The organism is Streptomyces sp. NPDC002640 (assembly GCF_053592575.1).
The window spans coordinates 1-16,985 of record NZ_JBSFVZ010000019.1; the positions used below are offsets into that span (position 1 = coordinate 1).

Consider the following 16,985-nt stretch of genomic DNA (forward strand, 5'->3'; position numbering starts at 1 on the left):
CAGGCCGGGGTGACGTCGCCCTCGACGTGGAGGCGGCCGGGGGAGCGGAGCTGGAAGCGGGGGCCCGCCTCGGCGTAGTGGACGGTGGCCGGCAGGACCGGACAAAGCCCGCTCCGCGGGCGGCTGGCAGCAGGAAGAGCGGGGTCGGGGTGAGCGGCCGGCGTCGAGTCGAAGGTCACCCAGCGTGATGCAGCATGTAGCTTTGACAGATCTGCATCGCCCCTATGCTTCAAACTTGGACTCTAGACCAATTTTGGAGCCAGGACACCCTACCCCTCAGGGGGTGAACGGACTTGTCAACACCCGGACGCGGGCACGGCGCAGCACTGCACGCCCGTCTCCGGGCCTGCCGGGCACGAGCCCGGACCGAGGGGGTGCAGTGCTGTGACTTGCGTGGACACGCGTCTTGGCCGTGTTGCGCACCCTCCCCGCGGGCACGCCGAGCGGGCCGGGCGCGGAGGCCGGCCCCCCTTCCGCACGCCCGGAGACAAGCCAGGCGGGCACTACTTGACCATCCGTCAGCCGTCCCACCTGAATACCATCGGTCGCCCCTAATGCAGTTGACAGTCATTCGGAAATCCCGCTGTGAACAAGAAATGCCCCCAGACGGATATCTCGTCCAGGGGCGTTTCGCAGGCCGCCGAATTGAACGGACTTCTCCCACTTCTTCTTCCGCCGGTTAACGATCGTGGCGGAGTCAGGCGGAGAGGATGGTGAGATCTCCGAGGCCGGACTTGGAGGTGACCCCGGGAGGTGCGAGACAGTCCAGGACCTCCAGGTTGGGGTTGGTGATGACCCGGACAGCGGTGGCGCCCGCGAACTTGCCGGCGGAGATGCTGCCGGTGCGGGTGACGGTGCTCACGGCACCGGCGTCCACGACCGTCTGGTTGTACGAGTAGGTGCTCGTGGTGCCGTCGTTCCAGGTGATGGTCTCCGTTCCGCTCGCGGGCTCACCGAGGTTGAGGCAGGAGAGCGACTGCGGGGGAGGGTTGCTTGTCGAGGATCCGCTGCTGACCCCACCGCCCAGACAGGCCGTGTACTGGGTGCTCGCGCTGATCGTGACCTGCTGCGGGGTCAGCAGGAGCCCAGGGGAGTAGTTGACGGTGTGACTGGACAGACAGGTCGCGAGCGTGGACTGGGCCTTGGTCGCGGAGCCGGCGGAGCTGTCCGCGGCGGAGGCGGTACCGGAGGAGACGAGCAGCGCGAACGGCAGGGCGATGACCGCCGTCGCGGTTTTCAGGCGTGTGAGCACGCGGTTCTCCCAACTCAAGGAACAGGCAAGACGCTCACAGCATCCAGCGGTCATGCGAGTCCGCCAATGACCCGAAATGACCAGTGCGCGCACTGGCCCGAAAGGGCATACGAGGCACATCACGGTCACACCCCGTGCGTGCACACCCCAGCGACGTCTCCGCCTCCGCGTAACGCGGACGCATCCGGACAGATGGCGACTGCCCCTTGGCAAACATTGAGCGTTTTCAGCGGGACCACCGATCGGGTGCCGGGTTCATCGTCCTCCCCGAACTTTCCTGGCGGCACATCGACGCCCCACCGATGGTCGTTCACGTAGGCCAGCCGGGTCTCGTGCGGCGCTGGAGCCCGACCCCCTGCGGGCTTTCCGACCGTACGCCGGTGGGTCAGGAAATCCGCAGGACGGTGGAGGAGACCATTCCCATCGGCGTCTTCGTCGAGTTCGGAAAAAGTGCCCAGAGTTCCGGGCTCTCAGACTGCCAATCCATACCGCCAACCTGGCACACGACGTCGAGAGCCGACGATGCCATCGACGAGCTGTAGCTCCCGCTATGCCTCAGTAGCTGAGACCATGATCGGCCGGACAAGTCCTAACTGCGTAGGTCTCCGCCCACTCTGCTGGGACGGGGCCGACTCGTCGGAGTGCCGGTAGCCCAGGCGCGGGGCACCGATCTGCTGGATCTGCCCGGTAGTGACGGCCTTCCAGCACTCCGAGCACGCGCAGCACGTCACCGCGCAGGTTGCGACGTGGATGCGGGCTGGCATCCCGGCGCGCTCCACAGCATCCGCGCCTCGCGGGTGAGCTGGTCGGCTCCGTCGTCCGGCTGCGCCACGGTCGGCTCCGTCACCGCGGCGGGTGCCGACTGCGGGGCCGGGGCGGCGAGCGCGGGGCGGTGGCGGCGGCGGGCGTGCCGGGAGAACGGCAGCACGAGGAAGCCCGCCTGCCGCCCCTATGCCTGGTCCGCAGGCCGAGGGAAGGCCGGCGACTCTGCGTGGGCGGGTCGGGCGTGGGTTCCTCGGCCGGCACGGTGTCCTCGGTTTCTCCGGTCTGCAGGCCGGGGCGGCAGTCTTACGATCCGCACACGGATCTGCAGCACGGGCCGGGACCACCACGAGAACCGCGGCAGCGGTCAGGACGGTGGCAGAGGGTGGACAGACAGCGGGACGGGCATCGGATCCTCGCCTTCGACCCGCGCGGACGCGGCCAGTGGCTGGAGTTTCGCGGCGACTTGGGCAGCGCCATAGTTAGCCGGATCCGGGGGGCGGTGCGAGGAGGTGGGTGGCGTACGCCGGGGCGCACGAAAATCAGGCTGCGTCACCCTTTTCGCTACGTGCTTCACCTCGCAGTGCACTCCAGTCGCCTCGGTCCACGTCGCAACCTGGGGTGGTTGTCATATGCGCATCTTCGGAGCAGGGTGACCTCGGACGGCTCTCGTCCGCCGACATCTCTGCTCATGAAGCACTGCGTTGCTCTACGGCACGCGTGCCTCGTGCCAGCAGCCCTCCTTGACCAAGGACTCCCATGCGCATACCTCGTCACATCGCATTCGGTGCGGTCGCAGTTGCGGCCAGTGCCCTCCTGGTGGGGGCGACCACCGTGCCCGCCTCGGCGTCCGACAGCTCAATCACCGGTTCCTTCGAGTACAGCGACCTGCTGGGCGGCAACAACCGCATCATCAACCCCACCGAGGGCACCTGCTACTACGTCACCAGCGTCGCGTTGAGCGGCTTCAACAACACCAACGCGCGGGCCACCACCTACACCGATCTGAACTGCACCGTCCTGGGGACGGTGGTCAATCCGGGCAACGCCGCCGTGTTCCCGTTCGCCTCCGTCCGGTTCACCCTGCCGTAGCACGGCGGTGTGCGCCAACGGCCGGTGTCCCCTGCAGGGGACACCGGCCGTTGGTCATCCGGGAGAGGCGAGCGCGAGCAGAACGACGGCGCCGACAGCCAAGGGATATCCGGCCAGCTGTGTCCGGGTGGGGCGTTCCCGTAGAACGACGTACGCCAGGAGGGTGGTGGCAGCGGGGTACAGGGCGGTGAGGACGGCGGCGATGCCCAGGAGGCCCTCGCGTGCGGCGTACTGGTAACAGAGGTGGGCCGCCAGTTCGGTCACCCCGGCGGTCAGGCTGAGCCGCCAGGGGAAGCGGGTTTCGTGCTGTCGTTCCGGGCGCTTTTCATGTACCAGCCAGGCGGCTCCGCCGAACGCGCTGGTGGCGGTGAGGTAGGCGATGGCGAGTGGGGCGAGCCCGGAGGTCGGTTCGGTGCGCGCCAGAAGGACGAAGAACGCCGAGAAGGCGGCACCGGAGACGGTGGCGTAGGCCACCGTGGCCCGCTCGGGGGCCGATGAAGCGGTGCTGCCGGGCCGGGCGATGAGGGCCACGGCGATGACAGCGAGGGGAGCTCCCGCCCAGGCGGTGGAGCCGAGGCGTTCTCCTGTGACGAGGGCGAAGCCCAGGGGCAGGGCGGCGACGAGTACCGCTGTCAGGGGGGCGGCGGCGGTCATGGGGCCGCGGGCGAGCGCCGTGTACAGGCACAGGCTTCCGACGGCGGCGCACGCTCCGGCGCCCACGCCCAGGATGAGGTCGCCCGCGCCGGGCCGGCCGGTCGCGAGGGGCAGGCAGAGGAACAGGGCCGCGGTGGCGGTGGTCTGGGCGGCGAGGAGGACTGCGGCGGGGTGGCGTGCGCGGGCGGCCAGGCCGCCTGCGAAGTCCGAGACGCCGTAGAAGAGAGCGGCCCCCAGCGCGAGAAGCGTGGTCACGGCGCGGGGTCGTCACTCGTGGTGCTGTGGGTGAGGCAGCGGAGTCCGGAGGGGGTGACGGCGAAGTTGTCCTCGATCTTGAGCACCAGAAGGCGACCGCCGACCTCGACTGCGGTCTCGGGTTCCAGAGCGATGACATGGCCGACCTGGAGGGTGTCGTCGGTGTCCATCCGAGTCGCGGCGTTCACGGACGGCAATTCGCAGCAGCGCAGCCCGACGCCGTGCCCCGTGCCGTACGGGGTGGGCGGCAGGCGGTGGCGGCTGAGGTAGGCGTTGATGGTGTCGTGGACGGTGGAGCACCGTACGCCGGGGCGGGCGGCGTTCTGACCTTCTTCGTAGGCGGTGAGCAGGTGTGACCAAGCGCGGCTCACGGCCGGGGAAGGTTCTCCGATGAATCCGGTGCGTGCGGCGTCGGAGGCGTATCCACCGGGGCCGTGGCAGCCGGTGTCGAGGAAGAAGGGTTCGCCCTCGCGCAGGGGGGCGCCGTCGGCGAACCAACTGCCGCTTGTCTTGCGGATGTTACAGACGGAGTGGGTGAGAAATTCCGCTCCGAGTGCGTGCTGGTGTGCTGCGGCGACCGCGAGCAGGTCGTGGTCCCGCATGCCCTCCCGCGCTGCTTGCACGGCCTTGTCCAGGGCGGTGGCGTTGATGCGGCAGGCGATGTCGATCAGCTGGATCTCGCTGTCTTCCTTGATCGCCCGCAATGTGAAGAGTTCGGCCGCGCAGGGCGTGAAATGCAGTGCTGGCAGCTCGATCTGCAGGTCGTGCTGGAGCGCCGCGTCCAGGATGTCGAAGCCGATGCGCCGGGCGCCACGTGCCCGCAGGACGCCGGCGAGGCCGGAGACCCATTGCCGGGACTGGCACGCTGCGGGGGCCCATGACGGCGCTGGATGGAGGCGGCGGAGCCGGGCCAGTGCGGGCTCGGGCTGTTCTACGGGTTCGTCGAGGAAGGGGGCGAAGATCTCCGCCTCACCCTCTGCGTCGACGATCGCGGCGTACCAGTCGGTGCTCTCGCTGACGAGTTGGGCACGGTAGTCGGTGGCGTAGCGGATCTGGTCGGGGGCGGTGAGCAGGAGGTGATCGAAACCGTTGTGCCGCATCCAGGTGGAGAGGCGGTCGGCTCGGACGGCTCGCGCGGCGGCCAGGGGGAGGTGGGGGGCGGGGTCCGGTGAGGTGGTCACGAAGGCTCCTCCTGGTGGGCGCGTTCCTCGGCCTCTCCCGCACGGACGACAGCGTCTATGAGGTCCTCCACGTCGCGCGGGGTGGTGACGGGGTTGATGAGCGTCAGTTTCAGGTGGATGTGAGGGACGGTGTCGAAGTGCCGGAGGGTGCGTCCGATGACGACTCTGCCTTCGTGCAACAGCCTTCTGCGGAGTCCGGCGTTGACCTGGTCGGAGAGTTCTCGCCGCTCAGGGAGGTAGCGGAAGACCAGGCGGGTGAGGACGACCGGCGCGGCGGCCTCGAGTTTCGGGTGCTCGGCGACCAGCTTCTCCGCGTGGAGGGCCATGGCGTGGCAGTGATCGATCAGCTCGGCCATGCCGCGCCGACCGAGGTGGCGGAAGGAGGCGGCGACCTTCAGGACGTCCGCGCGGCGGGTGGTTTCCAAGGTGTGGCCGAGCTGGTTGGGGAAGCCGGCCTCTTCGTCGTCCGCCGGGTTGAGGTAGGGAGCTTCGCGGTGCAGCGGCTGGAAGTTCCGGGCGTCGGCGAGGAGCAGAACGCTGGAGGAGGCGGGTTGCCAGCCGAATTTGTGCCAGTCCAGGGCGATGGAGTCGGCCTGCTCGATGCCGGTGAACAAGGGCCTCAGACGTGGGGAGAAGAGCATTCCGGCTCCGTAGGCCGCGTCGACGTGCAGCCACATTCCCCGTTCGCGGGCGAGCGCGGCCAGACCGGGGAGCTCGTCGACGGCGCCGAGGTCGGTGGTACCGGCCGTGGCGAGGAGAGCAAACGGCAGGTGGTTGGGCGGCAGACCGTCCAGGGCCGCGCGTGCGGCGTCTGCTGTCATACGGCCGTCAGGGCCGGCGCGGACGACGAGGGCGGCGGCGTTGCCCAAGCCCGCGGCGGCCACCGCCCGCTCGACGCTGACGTGCGCCTCCCCCGAGCACACGATCCGCAGCCTGCCTGGCGCCGCCCCCAGTCCTGTGTCGGTGAGGTCGATTCCGGTGAGGGCGGAGCCGCGTACATCGCGGGCGATGATCACCGCGAGGAGGTTGGCGATGGACCCTCCGGGTGTCATCACCCCCGCCCCGGTGTTGGGCAACCCGACGAACTGGCAGAGGCTGGCCATGACCGCCTTCTCCAGTTCGAGGGCGAACGGGCCGCTGTCCCAGACGTCCACCGACTGGTTGAAGGCACTGACCACCAAGTCGGCAGCGGCCGCCACCGTCAGCGACGGACACTGCAGGAACGCCGCGGTGGCGGGGGAGGCGAGATCGACACTCCCCCAGGCGAATGCCTCCACCAGTGGGACGAGTGCCTCCACGTCCGTGAGCCCCTCCTCGGGGAGGACCTGCTGAAGCAGATCATCGCTCCGCTGCGCCGCCTGGTCCGGGCCGCCCGGAGCCACCGGTCCCGGCCGTCGGCGCGCGCCCACGCGGGCGGCCTCCGTCGCCGTCCGCACCAATTCCTGTAGCGCGAGCAGGCCCTGGTCACTGCCTGCCAGGCTGCTCAGATCCATACCTGTCATGTCATGTTCCTCCTGAGGTGCCGGTGCGCGGGATCTTCACCGGGCCGCGGGCCGACGCTCTACGAAAGACCGCCGGCACGAAGCGACGCTTCATCGACAAGCGTCCCGGCGGGAACACACAGGCGCCACGTCCGGGTCACGCCAACCACAGAAGGGAGGAAGCACGCAGGCCGCTGACAGGCTCCGGCGCGCACGCTCCCAATCGCTTGCACGCCGGAGTGACGCTGTATCACCGCGCGTGTCCCGTTCCTGATTGATGCGCATGGTGTGCGCGGGTGGTCGTCAGGGGCCGGTGCCGGACCGGAAGGATTCGGGCGGGTGCGGGCGGTGCTCGGCGGCCCGCAGCAGACACGCCACCTTGCGGCGACCGCGGGGGCAAGCGCGCCGACACGAGAGTCGGGCGGCTTTCGCGGCGGTCGGTCGAGCCTGTTCGACGGGTCGTGCGGCAGCGTGCAGCACCCCTTAGACAGAAGCCCAGGAGAAGGCAGACGGATATGTCGACCACAAGCCGAACCGATCCGCGCGAGGCAGCGCAGCAGGAAGCCGTTGACGCGGTTGTCCGTGCTCTTGAATTTCCTGCAAGATCGCTTGCGCCCGAGAGGGGTCTGCGGACTCAGGTGGTCATGGCGACCGGGTCGGGGAAGACCCGGGTCGCGGCCCGCAGTGCGGAGAAGCTCCGTGCGGGCCGTGTGCTGGTGCTCGTGCCCTCGCTGGATCTCCTCACCCAGACCGAGGCTGCGTGGCGCGTGGCCGGGCGTAGGGGCCCGATGGTCGGGGTGTCCTCCCTGCGGGGTGAGGACGTGTCCTTCCCCAACACCACGTGTCCGTGGAGGAGCTGGTCGACTGGGTGCGGCCCTTCGACAAGGTCACCGTGTTCGCCACCTAGGCCTCCCTCGGGCTGGGCACGCTGGAGCGCGCGCACCAGGCCGGCCTTCCCGGCTGGGACCTGGTCGTGGTCGACGAGGCGCACCGGACGTCGGGGCGGATCGGGAAGCCGTGGGCGGTCGTGCACGACAACCAGCGGATCCCCGCGCTGCGGCGCCTCTACATGACCGCCACGCCGCGGCTGTGGCAGCTGGACGAGGACGCCGACCAGGGCACGCCGGGCGAGCTCGTGGCAAGCATGGAAGACGATCCGGACGGGCCGTTCGGTGCCCGCTGCTTCACGCTGACGCTGTCGGAGGCGATCGACCGGGGGATCTGTGCGCCGTACCAGGTGGTGTGCGTGGACATCACCGACACCCAGCTCCAGGCCGCGCAGTTTCTGGGCGCCGAGGGGCGCTCGGACAAGCTTCGCGGGGCGCGGCTAGCAGCTCTCCAGACCGCGCTGCTCAAGGCGTCGTCCGAGGAGGGTTTCGCAGGGCGCTCGTCTTCCACCATGTCGTGAAGGAGGCCGAGGCGTTCGCGGCCGGCCTGCCCGACGTCGCTGACCGGCTGCACGCCGCCGAGCCCGAGCTGTACCCCAGGACGATCTGGGCGAACTGGCTGTGCGGCGACCACAAGCCCGGTCACCGGCGCCGTGTGCTGGGCGAGTTCGCGTCTGGTATCGCCACGGACGGCACGGTCGTGGAGAAGGGCTTTCTCGGCTCGCTGAAGGTCCTCGGGGAGGGCGTCGACACCAAGAACTGCGACTCCGTGTACTGGGCCGATGTCCGCGGCTCGATGCCCGGCCTCGTCCAGGCCGTCGGCCGCGCGCTGCGGATGCAGCCCGGCGAGGGGAAGGTGGCCAGCCTGGTGGTGCCGGTTCTGCTCGGGCCGGGCGAGACGGTCGACAACATGCTGACCTCCCGGGCGTTCGGCGGGCTGGCGAAGCTGCTGGAGGCGCTCAGGGAGCACGACGCCCGGGTGGTGGAGCAGCTCGCCGAGCAGCAGGCGCGTGCCGTGCCAGGGGCGTTCAGAGCCGCAGCGGAGGCCAGGAGAACCATGACGAGGGCAAGGGAAACGGGTCCGGCGGGCCGTCGGCGCCCGCGCGGAAGCTGCTGAAGTTCTCCACGCCGCGCGACCCGGCGCAGCTGGCGGCGTTCATCAGCCTGCGGGTCTCCAACCCCGAGCATGCGCACTGGCGGCGCGGCATCGAGGCCGCCGTCATCCATGCCCGCGAGCATGGCGACCTCGACGTGCCGCTCACGTACCGCGTGCCCGCCGTCGAGGACCAGGAGGCGGAAGCCACCGGGTGGCCGGCCTCGCTCGCCGCCTTCCCGCTCGGGCAGTGGATCGCCGACAACCGGCGGTTCTACGCCCGCGGCGGCATGGAAGCCGAGCGCGTCGCGCAGCTGGAGAAGCTGGGGATGGTGTGGTCGCACTACGACGTCGCCTGGGAGGAAGGCCTCGCAGCGGCAGGCGGATGGGCCGAGACGAACGGCCACCTCCTGGCCCCGCTCGACGCCACGTACCAGGGATACAAGGTGGGCATCTGGCTGAAGAACCAGCGCGCCGCCACCCGCAAGGCACAGGAGGTCGACCAGCGGCGTGCCGAAGGGTTGCTCGTGGAGTCGGCGGCCGGGGCGCTGCCGGACGAGCGGCGCGAGCAGCTCGAGGACATCGACCCGTCGTGGTGCCCGAGCTGGCCGGTGCAGTGGCAGCGCGCCTTACACCTCGTCCGCCAGCACCTCAAGGCCGGACACCCGCTGCCCCTGGTGCCGGGCGAGGTCGTGCTCCAGGGCGAAGACCTCGGACGGTGGGTACGCACTGTCCGCCTCGGCTGGGACAAACTCACGACCGTCCAGCAGTGGCTGTGTGAACAGGTGCTTGGTATCGAGCCCGCCGGCGAGGACGAGAAACCACCCCCACGCCGCACACAAGCCGACAAATGGGCGCTGAACTACCAAGCCGCCCAGCAGTACTACAAACGCGAAGGACACCTGCGCGTGCCTCGCAAGCACGTCGAGCGCCTTACCGTCCACGGCAACGACGGCCAGGAGGAGGAGCGGGAGCTCAAGCTCGGCGCCTGGATCAACAACCAACGCTCCCGAGCAGCAACACTGACACCACAACGCACGGAACTGCTATCCACCATCAGCACGCGATGGTCCTGCAGCGCCCGCCGCACGGGTCCGAGCCGCGGTTTGCAAGGTACGGAATGGTCCGCAACATGGAGATCCCGAAAGAGTCCATGACTCACGAGTGCATCTGCGGCTGGGGCATGGCGCGCCCGACGCGTTCTGTTCACACGGGGTGTGCGCGGACGGGGGGTGTGCGCGTCCCCCTGACGGGGCATGGAACCGCCCGGCCCACCAGAGCAGGCTTTCGGCACGGCCCTACCACGGCTCCGGATGGCGAGCTGCTGCTCGACGCACCGTCCGCTGTCACCGCGTGCGTCGTGTGCCGGGATTCCGGCGGCCGCCGAAGGCAGCAAGTGCCCCACCAAGAGTGCGCCCGGCCTGCGGGCTCACTCGCTTTGGAACCAGGAGATCATCATGCGTCGTCTGCCCGCTCTCGTCTCCGCCTGTACCCTGGCGGTCATAGGCATGGCCGCCACGGTCACCCCCTCTCACGCCGCGGACCCCCAGAACCCGGTCGTCACGTGCGAGGACGCCAACAACGAGATCGACGTCAACTTCACCAGCAACACCGCGAACGTCAAGAGCTCGATCTACCACGGCTGCGTCTCCGTCGAGGCACCCTCCATCGTGTACGGAGAGGTGCAGCCCGCCAACGGCACCGCCACCGGCAGCGCCGGCCTGGTCAGCATCAGCGTGCCCAACTGGCAGGTCAAGTGGTACGACGCCCAGGCCGACCTGGTCGCCACCACCGACATCGACATCAACGCCACCTACGTCGGCCCGCTGGCCACCGCCATGGCGGGCACCATGACCTCCACCAACCCGCAGGTCTCCCTCACCGTCGGTACCGCCAGCCGCGCCTGCCCCAGCAGCAGCCAGTGCACCTACTACAACACAGCGATTTCGCAGCAGCAGCTCCTCCCCCTCAATCCCTTCGCGTGAACAGTTCTGGGGTGATCTGACCTCGGGTCAGTGAGAACGCTCTGCCGGGCAACCAGCAGAGCGTTCGGCGCGTGGGCTGCAGCCGGGCATCACAGTTGTTCTTTGCCAAGGCCCGGCCTGGCCGACCGACAAGCTCTGAAGCCCCGTGACTGTCTCGAAGACGTGTGGCCCTGTCCTGCTGTAGCTCCGGGTGGATATCGTGGCGGGGCGGGACAGTTCTGCCCCGCCCCGGTATCCGCCCGGACGTCAGCCAAGACAGGTGATCCCGTCCGACCCCCGCTGTCGTCTTGTCAGACGAAAACGGGTGCCTGCCGCGAAGTCGGCCATACTGCCTCCCAGCGCGCGTCGCTGCACTTCGCCACGCGGAGTCGGAGCCGACAGGGCGGCGGGCCTCCCGCTCGGCTGCCTTCTTCGCCGCCTGATCCTGCGGCTCGCGCCGTTCCCCCGCCTGGTACTCCTCCCGGGCGTGCCTGGCCTCTTCCGGGGGTCGCTGTCACCGGGGTGGTTGAACACCAGCGGGACGGGCGGGAAGATCGTGTCGATGGACCATGTGTCGGGCGCCCGCCGGCGGGTGCGCCACATCGGCCTCCCGCGGCCGTCAGTGTCGTTCATCTTCCGCCCGAGGAAGCGGGCGTACTTCTCCAGCTCATCCGCGAGTTCCTCGGCCGTCTCGTGGCAGTTGTCGACCTCGATGAACAGTAGCGGCACGCCGTCCTGCGGAGCGGTCAGGACGATGTCCTCCTGGGCGCCGCACTTGCCCGGTACGTTGCACGTGCCGGTCGCCGGGAGCGGCCCTTCCTTCCAGTACGAGTCGACGGTGCCGATCCCGGGTAGCGCGTCAACGGCGGCCTGAGCGGCTTCGGCCGGCTTCTTGGTGAGTTCGGCGAGGTCCGGCTACAGGCGCAGCATCGTGATGACGGTCTCGTTGACGGCGATGGTATGGGTGGCGCCGTTGGAGGCCGCGCCGCGGGCGGTGCCCCCCATATCCGTCAGCCGTCGCCGCTTCGAAGAGTGGTGGCGGGGCACGCGATGGGTGTGGTCGGCGCGGCGGGCCGGGGGCTGCGGGCGCTGGCGTCTTCGCGCCTTGAAGCCGGCGGGATAGGCGAATGCGGTCTCTCCGCCGTGGACTACGTCTATGTCTGGGCCGACGGCATCCACCTGCGGATACGTCTGGAGGAGGCGGAGGCCGCAGTCCTGGGGCTGGCTCCCGCTCGGCCGCCCTGGCGATGGTGTTCAAGATCGTGGAATCCGCCCAGGCCCGCTGGCGCGCCCTGAACGCACCCCACCTCGTCACCCTCGTCCGCGCTGGAGCCCGGTTCGAACGCGGCCACCTCATCGCACGCCCCGAGCCCCTCACGGCATGAGCGAACTCAGCCCCTCCACCGGTGGGGACATCTACTCGGCCCCTTGTTCAGGCGTGCATCAGTGTGCGTCGTAGATGCCTCGGTAGTGGCCGAGCGCGGTCTCGCGGATCTTCTTGTCGCTCCAGTGGTCGAAGCGGCCGGGTGACAGGCGATCGGGGGCGACGAGGAGGTTGCCGGTTTCCAGGAGCATGTTCGCGAGTTGTCGGCCGACGCCACCGGCATGGGTGACCCAGGAAGCTTCCGCGAACCACAGGCCGGGTGCCCCGGCAGCGGGGCCGACCACAGGGAGTTCATCAGGGGTCAGGGCGAACACACCGTTGAGCCTCCGTCCCTGGGGTACCTGTCGGAAGGCCGGGACCAGGGCGGTGGCCTCAGCGATGGCGGTGCCGAAGGCTGCTTCCTGGAAGGGAAGCTCGGCCGATGGGAGCGTCGAGGACGGAGTCAGCGGTAGCGCGGCGTGGGCGTAGCTGCCCAGTCCGTAGCGGCGGCCGTGGCGGCGGGTGTAGACCGCGTGATCGGGGTAGCGGACGATCGGTGTGTCGATGGGGGTCTCGTCCAGTCCGGGCAGTTCGGCTGTGAACACGTAAGGGTGCTGTACGTCGACCATGGGCAGCCGCACTCCCGCCTGCGCTGCCAGGACCGGGCCCCAGATGCCTGTGGCCAGCACGACCTGGTCGGCTCTCAGCAGCTCGCCGTCCTTGCCCGCGCGGACGCCGATGACCCCGCCTTGTGCGGTCTCCAGAGCCAGAACTGGTGTATTCCAGTGAAACCGGGCCCCGCTCCGTTCGGCCGCGTCGACCAGAGCGTGGGTGAGCGCGGCCGGGTCAGCGGCTCCATCGGAGGGGATGTGCAATGCGCCCAGTGCCCGCTCGGCGTTGACCAGCGCGGGGGCCAACGCAACGGCTTCGGCCGCGTCGACCACCCGTGCCTCGATGCCCAGGCCGTGGCCGTCCTCGACATCCTGATGGACCTGTTCCAGACGGGCGGGGCTGGTCGCAATCTCCAGGCAGCCGACCTGCCAGAAAACTGGCGCCGGCGCGGCCTGCGATAGCGCGCGGTACGTGGCAACACTGTCCATGGCCAGCACGGACAGTTCCGGGGTGGCGCTGAGCTGACCGACGAAACCGGGGGCAAGGCCGGTGGAACCGGGCAGCGCACCGCGGTCACGAGTGTCGAGCACCGTCACCCGATCGTGCCCCAGCTCGGCGAGGTGATAAGCCACCGATGCCCCCACCACACCGGCGCCGACGACCAAGATCTCTTCCGTAGCCATGAGCCTCTTCTCCTTCGTCTTCCCTTGTCGATGCGAGCGTATACAGGTGGGAGGACCCGGGCTTCGCCGGGACGGGGACGGGTCTCCGCCCCCGATTGGGTGACGTGCCGGAAGGGACAGGAAGCCGTCATCCAGCAGATGCTGTCCACAGGTCTTGACGATTGCTCTGGCTCGGGACCCCCACCCGGACTCCCCCACGTCCGCCCGGCCCGAACCGCCCGACGCAGGAATACCGTCGGAGCCGCCGCTGCTGTCGGCGCACGCCGCCGTGGTGTTCCTGGAGGCCATCATCAGCGGCCTCGTCATGGGCGGCCTGATGTTCTTCCACGACAAGTCCGTGCCCACAGCCGTCGCCACGGGTCTGGGTGCCTTCGGCATCAGCGTCCTCGTACTGCACGAGCTGATCGGCTGACCCACGCGGTGGGGCCAGGTGCACCTGCGCCTTGCCCCACCGCCCTTCTCGGGCATCAGGTGACGCTGAACTCGTGGGCGGGGGCACCGCGCCACTCCACCCACTGCGGGTCGTGCAGGACCGCTTCCGGTTCGGTGATGCCGACGGCCTCATCGCGGTCGCTGTAGGCGGCGCCGAGGATCTCGTCCCGGCCGCTGTTGTGCATGGTGCCCTCCGGCCGCCCTCGCTGGAAGGCCGGTGCACGATGATCGGCGCAGTCCTCCGCCTTTGGCAGCCGTGAAGGAATGCCTGCACGGTTACCTGGAAGTGTGTGGTGCGGGACTGGGCATCCCACCCTCGAGGCACCCACAAGTCCGCCCGGGCGGCTCGCTCGCCTCCAGGCCGTCCCCGACCTGTTGGTCCTGGCCACCTGCCGCTGCACGCCGTGGAACTGGGCCGGAAGACCCCCGGTGTGCTGGAGGTGCGGCAGCCTTCCAGGTTGCTCCGGTGTCGGCTGCAGGACGAGTCGGCCCGGTGCAGGCTCACCGTGGAAGGGCGCGGGCCTCTCCGTGCTCGGACGGGCTGGGTCGGACGGCCGGACGGCCGCCGGCGGCCCAACCCTCGGCCCTGCGTTCAGCACGATGAGAATGCCGGTGAAAGGAACGCCGCCCCCGCTCACCGAAGGGTCATGGGCCATACACCTGCCGCTCGTACGGTGCGACCGCCCCCGCCCCCGCAGGGCAGTCGCAGCCCACGAGACAGGTGAACCCCATGTCCTTCTCCCGGAACTCCCAGGAGCCCCGCCGCGGGCCGGCCGGCCCCAGCCGCCGTACCGTCCTCGGCGGCATCGCCGCGGGTGTCGGAGCGTCCCTCCTGCCGCCGTCGCTGCTGGAGGCGATGGCCCTGCCGCTCAGACCGGGCGGGCTGGACGCCGTCGAGCACGTGATCGTCCTGATGCAGGAGAACCGCTCCTTCGACAACTACTTCGGCACCCTCCGGGGCGTCCGCGGCTTCGGCGACCCGGCCCCGCTGCGCCTGCCCCACGGCGGCTCGGTCTTCCAGCAGCCCCGCCGCGGAGGGGGAGAGGTCCTCCCGTTCTCCGCCCGGCAGTCCGCCGTGGAGGCCGGCCGCCCGGAGAGCGACATCCAGTACCTCGGCTCCCTCCCGCACGCCTACCCGGACGCCACCCAGGCCTGGGCGAGCGGCTGGTGGAACGACTGGGTCGCGGCCAAGACCCAGAGCGCGATGGCCTACTACGACCGCCGCGACATCCCGCCGCAGTACGAGCTCGCCGACCGCTTCACCATCTGCGACGCCTACTTCTGCTCCGTGTACGGCTCCACCAACCCCAACCGCAACTACCTGTGGACCGGCACCACCGGCCACGAGCCGGGCGGCGGCGCCCGTGCCCTCACCAACGCCGCGTACTCCTACGGCCACGCCGGCTACGACTGGACCACCTACCCGGAGCGCCTGGAGGCGGCCGGGGTCTCCTGGCAGATCTACCAGGAGTGGGACAACTTCACCGACAACGCGGTCGAGTACTTCAAGCCCTGGAAGGAGATCGGCCGGAAGATCCTCTCCGGGGTGCCCGGCGGGTACCTCACCACCGAGCAGTTCTACGACAGCCTCTTCGGCAGGACTCCTGCTCAACGCGAGTCCTTGCTGGCCGCGTTCCAGCGGGGCGTCGACGCGCTCAGCGACGCCGAACGCCGCCTCTTCCTGCGCGGCGCCCACCGCTCCACCCCCGACACCCTGATCCCCCGCATCCGCGAGGACATCCGCAACGGCACGCTCCCGCAGGTCAGTTGGGTGGTGCCGACGGCCGCGCTCTCCGAACACCCCGGCTCCTCCACCCCGGTGGGCAGCGCCAACCTCATCTACGACCTGCTCGACGCCGTGGCGAGCGACCCCGACACCTGGTCGAAGACCGCGATCTTCATCAACTTCGACGAGAACGACGGCTACTTCGACCACGTCCCGGCTCCCACCGCGCCCCGCCCGGAGTCCGGCGACAGCGACGACTGGGCCGACGGCAAGCCCGTCGGTCCGGGCCCCCGCGTGCCGATGACGGTGATCTCGCCCTGGACGGTCGGCGGCTTCGTCTGCTCCGAGGCCTTCGACCACACCTCGGTGCTCCGCTTCCTGGAGAAGTGGACGGGCGTCCGGGAGCCCAACATCAGCGCCTGGCGCCGCGGTGTCTTCGGCGACCTCACCTCCGCCTTCGACTTCGAACGCGCCCACCCCCGGCCCCGGGTGGAACAGCCCGGCCCCGTGCCCGCCCCCGTCGGCCGCTGGAGGCCCGCGCCGCCCGCGGAGCAGGCGCTGCCGGCCCAGGAACGCGGCACCCGTCCCACCCGGCCCTCGCCCTACCGGCTCTCCCTGCGCGCCGAGGTCACCGCGGACGCGGTCCGGCTGCGCCTGGGCAACGCGGGCGGTACCGCGGCGGCCTTCCTCGGGTACCCGCTCGGCGCCGGGACGCCCCATGCCTGGACCGTCGCCGCGGGCGCCACGGCGGAGGAGACCGTCGCCCACGACGGCGAGGGCTACGACCTGCAGGTGCAGGGCCCCGGCTGGTCCACCTGGACGCTGCGCGGCCGGAGGACCGGACCCGAGGTCCACCTGGTGGAGCAGCCCCGGGCGCGGCAGGTGAAGATCGAGTGCGCCAACCCGACGGGCCGCCGCCGCACCCTGCTGGTCGGCGAGTCCTCCCACCGGCGCAACGCCGGCGACCACGTCCGCAAGGTCGTCCTCGCGCCCGGCGAACGCCGCACCGTCCCGCTCCACCTGCCCGAGCACGGCTGGTACGACGTCGTGGTGGTGGACCTGGACGATCCCGCGTTCCTGCGCCGAGCCACCGGCCGTCTCGCCGACGGGCGTCCGGGCGTCACCGACCCCGCCACGGGCGCGGTCCAGGCCCTCGGCGTCACCCTCGCCCTCGCCCTGCCCGGGCAGGCGCCCTCCCCGGACGCCGCGCTCACCCGGGGCCGCCCGGCCCTGATCACCGTCACCCTCACCAACCACGGGGAGGACAGGCTGCGGGGCGCGACCGCCGGGCTGGTCGCGCCGGCCGGCTGGAGGGTGGAACCCGCGGTGTCCGCCCCGGCCGTCCTCTCCCCCGGCGCCTCCCGCCAGGTACGTTTCACCGTCACTCCGGCCGCCGACGCCGTCTCCGGCTCCCTGACGGCCGTCGCCCACGCCGACGAGGACGGGCTGCTGCGGCTCGCGGAGGCCCGCACGACCACAGAGGTCGCACCGGCACAGGGCTGAGCCGCCCCGCACCCGCGGGCCGGACGGGAACACGTCCGGCCCGCG

16 protein-coding genes and 1 pseudogene are annotated in these 16,985 nt (G+C 70.2%); 10 read left to right on the forward strand and 7 right to left on the reverse strand.

What is annotated here, in order from left to right; translation table 11 throughout:
• Positions 1 to 697: 697 nt before the first annotated feature.
• Entirely contained in the window at positions 698 to 1,252 is a 555-nt protein-coding gene (locus ACWD3O_RS23340; RefSeq protein WP_451417225.1) for a hypothetical protein, read from the reverse strand.
• A 206-nt stretch (positions 1,253 to 1,458) separates the two neighbouring features.
• On the opposite strand from ACWD3O_RS23340, the gene ACWD3O_RS23345 reads away from it, so the two are divergent.
• Positions 1,459 to 1,794 (forward strand): hypothetical protein, encoded by a 336-nt coding sequence (locus ACWD3O_RS23345; RefSeq protein ID WP_451417226.1) that lies wholly within the window; start codon positions 1,459 to 1,461, stop codon positions 1,792 to 1,794.
• Between the two features lie 185 nt (positions 1,795 to 1,979).
• Here the strand turns inward: ACWD3O_RS23345 and ACWD3O_RS23350 are convergent, their stop codons facing one another.
• Positions 1,980 to 2,180, reverse strand: a complete 201-nt coding sequence (locus tag ACWD3O_RS23350) for a hypothetical protein (protein ID WP_451417227.1) — start codon at positions 2,178 to 2,180, stop codon at positions 1,980 to 1,982.
• 593 nt (positions 2,181 to 2,773) lie between these two features.
• Between ACWD3O_RS23350 and ACWD3O_RS23355 the strand changes: the two genes are divergently transcribed.
• Complete coding sequence (locus ACWD3O_RS23355; RefSeq protein WP_451410267.1) at positions 2,774 to 3,106, forward strand: hypothetical protein; 333 nt, start codon at positions 2,774 to 2,776, stop codon at positions 3,104 to 3,106.
• Between the two features lie 54 nt (positions 3,107 to 3,160).
• On the opposite strand, the gene ACWD3O_RS23360 is transcribed toward ACWD3O_RS23355, so the two are convergent.
• Genes ACWD3O_RS23360 through ACWD3O_RS23370 form a run of 3 tightly spaced genes read right to left on the reverse strand, consistent with a single transcriptional unit; the run spans position 3,161 to position 6,698 of the window.
• Positions 3,161 to 4,015, reverse strand: a complete 855-nt coding sequence (locus ACWD3O_RS23360; protein ID WP_451417228.1) for an EamA family transporter — start codon at positions 4,013 to 4,015, stop codon at positions 3,161 to 3,163.
• The gene (locus ACWD3O_RS23365; RefSeq protein ID WP_451417229.1) at positions 4,012 to 5,196 is read right to left on the reverse strand and encodes a M24 family metallopeptidase; all 1,185 of its coding nucleotides are present in this window, start codon (positions 5,194 to 5,196) and stop codon (positions 4,012 to 4,014) included. The genes ACWD3O_RS23360 and ACWD3O_RS23365 overlap by 4 nt, the downstream gene beginning before the upstream one ends.
• Positions 5,193 to 6,698 carry a pyridoxal phosphate-dependent decarboxylase family protein gene (locus tag ACWD3O_RS23370; RefSeq protein WP_451410264.1) on the reverse strand — a complete coding sequence of 502 codons (1,506 nt, stop codon included), beginning with the start codon at positions 6,696 to 6,698 and terminating at the stop codon, positions 5,193 to 5,195. The genes ACWD3O_RS23365 and ACWD3O_RS23370 overlap by 4 nt, the downstream gene beginning before the upstream one ends.
• A 494-nt stretch (positions 6,699 to 7,192) precedes the next feature.
• Here ACWD3O_RS23370 and ACWD3O_RS23375 point away from each other — a divergent pair, with 494 nt between their 5' ends.
• From ACWD3O_RS23375 to ACWD3O_RS23400, 6 genes and pseudogenes are all read left to right on the forward strand, one after another.
• A complete protein-coding gene (locus ACWD3O_RS23375) occupies positions 7,193 to 7,750 on the forward strand; it encodes a DEAD/DEAH box helicase family protein (RefSeq protein WP_451417230.1) in 558 nt (185 codons plus the stop codon).
• The gene (locus ACWD3O_RS23380; RefSeq protein ID WP_451417320.1) at positions 7,651 to 8,085 is read left to right on the forward strand and encodes a hypothetical protein; all 435 of its coding nucleotides are present in this window, start codon (positions 7,651 to 7,653) and stop codon (positions 8,083 to 8,085) included. The genes ACWD3O_RS23375 and ACWD3O_RS23380 overlap by 100 nt, the downstream gene beginning before the upstream one ends.
• A complete protein-coding gene (locus ACWD3O_RS23385; protein WP_451417321.1) occupies positions 8,082 to 8,681 on the forward strand; it encodes a helicase-related protein in 600 nt (199 codons plus the stop codon). Before ACWD3O_RS23380 ends, ACWD3O_RS23385 begins: the two co-directional genes overlap by 4 nt.
• Positions 8,682 to 8,728: 47 nt before the next feature.
• Positions 8,729 to 9,814, forward strand: a complete 1,086-nt coding sequence (locus ACWD3O_RS23390) for a helicase associated domain-containing protein (RefSeq protein ID WP_451417316.1) — start codon at positions 8,729 to 8,731, stop codon at positions 9,812 to 9,814.
• Positions 9,815 to 10,114: 300 nt separating this feature from the next.
• Positions 10,115 to 10,642 carry a hypothetical protein gene (locus ACWD3O_RS23395; protein WP_451417231.1) on the forward strand — a complete coding sequence of 176 codons (528 nt, stop codon included), beginning with the start codon at positions 10,115 to 10,117 and terminating at the stop codon, positions 10,640 to 10,642.
• A gap of 1,196 nt (positions 10,643 to 11,838) precedes the next feature.
• A pseudogene (locus ACWD3O_RS23400) lies at positions 11,839 to 12,006 on the forward strand (IS256 family transposase); the annotation flags it as partial.
• Between the two features lie 58 nt (positions 12,007 to 12,064).
• Here the strand turns inward: ACWD3O_RS23400 and ACWD3O_RS23405 are convergent.
• Positions 12,065 to 13,279 (reverse strand): NAD(P)/FAD-dependent oxidoreductase, encoded by a 1,215-nt coding sequence (locus ACWD3O_RS23405; protein ID WP_451417232.1) that lies wholly within the window; start codon positions 13,277 to 13,279, stop codon positions 12,065 to 12,067.
• A gap of 154 nt (positions 13,280 to 13,433) precedes the next feature.
• Between ACWD3O_RS23405 and ACWD3O_RS23410 the strand changes: the two genes are divergently transcribed.
• Positions 13,434 to 13,691, forward strand: coding sequence for a hypothetical protein (locus ACWD3O_RS23410; protein ID WP_451417233.1), 258 nt, complete (start codon positions 13,434 to 13,436; stop codon positions 13,689 to 13,691).
• A 55-nt stretch (positions 13,692 to 13,746) separates the two neighbouring features.
• Here ACWD3O_RS23410 and ACWD3O_RS23415 read toward each other — a convergent pair whose 3' ends face one another.
• On the reverse strand, positions 13,747 to 13,896 hold the full coding sequence (locus ACWD3O_RS23415) for a hypothetical protein (protein ID WP_451410256.1): 150 nt from the start codon (positions 13,894 to 13,896) through the stop codon (positions 13,747 to 13,749).
• A gap of 545 nt (positions 13,897 to 14,441) precedes the next feature.
• On the opposite strand from ACWD3O_RS23415, the gene ACWD3O_RS23420 reads away from it, so the two are divergent.
• Positions 14,442 to 16,940 (forward strand): phosphocholine-specific phospholipase C, encoded by a 2,499-nt coding sequence (locus ACWD3O_RS23420; RefSeq protein WP_451417234.1) that lies wholly within the window; start codon positions 14,442 to 14,444, stop codon positions 16,938 to 16,940.
• Positions 16,941 to 16,985: the final 45 nt, after the last annotated feature.

What these genes read in the sequence shown, in the direction of transcription:
- ACWD3O_RS23355 (WP_451410267.1), top strand. Translation starts at nt 2,774, where the DNA reads ATGCGCATACCTCGTCACATCGCATTCGGTGCGGTCGCAGTTGCGGCC.
- ACWD3O_RS23370 (WP_451410264.1), bottom strand. Translation starts at nt 6,698, where the DNA reads ATGACAGGTATGGATCTGAGCAGCCTGGCAGGCAGTGACCAGGGCCTG.
- ACWD3O_RS23375 (WP_451417230.1), top strand. Translation starts at nt 7,193, where the DNA reads ATGTCGACCACAAGCCGAACCGATCCGCGCGAGGCAGCGCAGCAGGAA.
- ACWD3O_RS23395 (WP_451417231.1), top strand. Translation starts at nt 10,115, where the DNA reads ATGCGTCGTCTGCCCGCTCTCGTCTCCGCCTGTACCCTGGCGGTCATA.
- ACWD3O_RS23405 (WP_451417232.1), bottom strand. Translation starts at nt 13,279, where the DNA reads ATGGCTACGGAAGAGATCTTGGTCGTCGGCGCCGGTGTGGTGGGGGCA.
- ACWD3O_RS23415 (WP_451410256.1), bottom strand. Translation starts at nt 13,896, where the DNA reads ATGCACAACAGCGGCCGGGACGAGATCCTCGGCGCCGCCTACAGCGAC.
- ACWD3O_RS23420 (WP_451417234.1), top strand. Translation starts at nt 14,442, where the DNA reads ATGTCCTTCTCCCGGAACTCCCAGGAGCCCCGCCGCGGGCCGGCCGGC.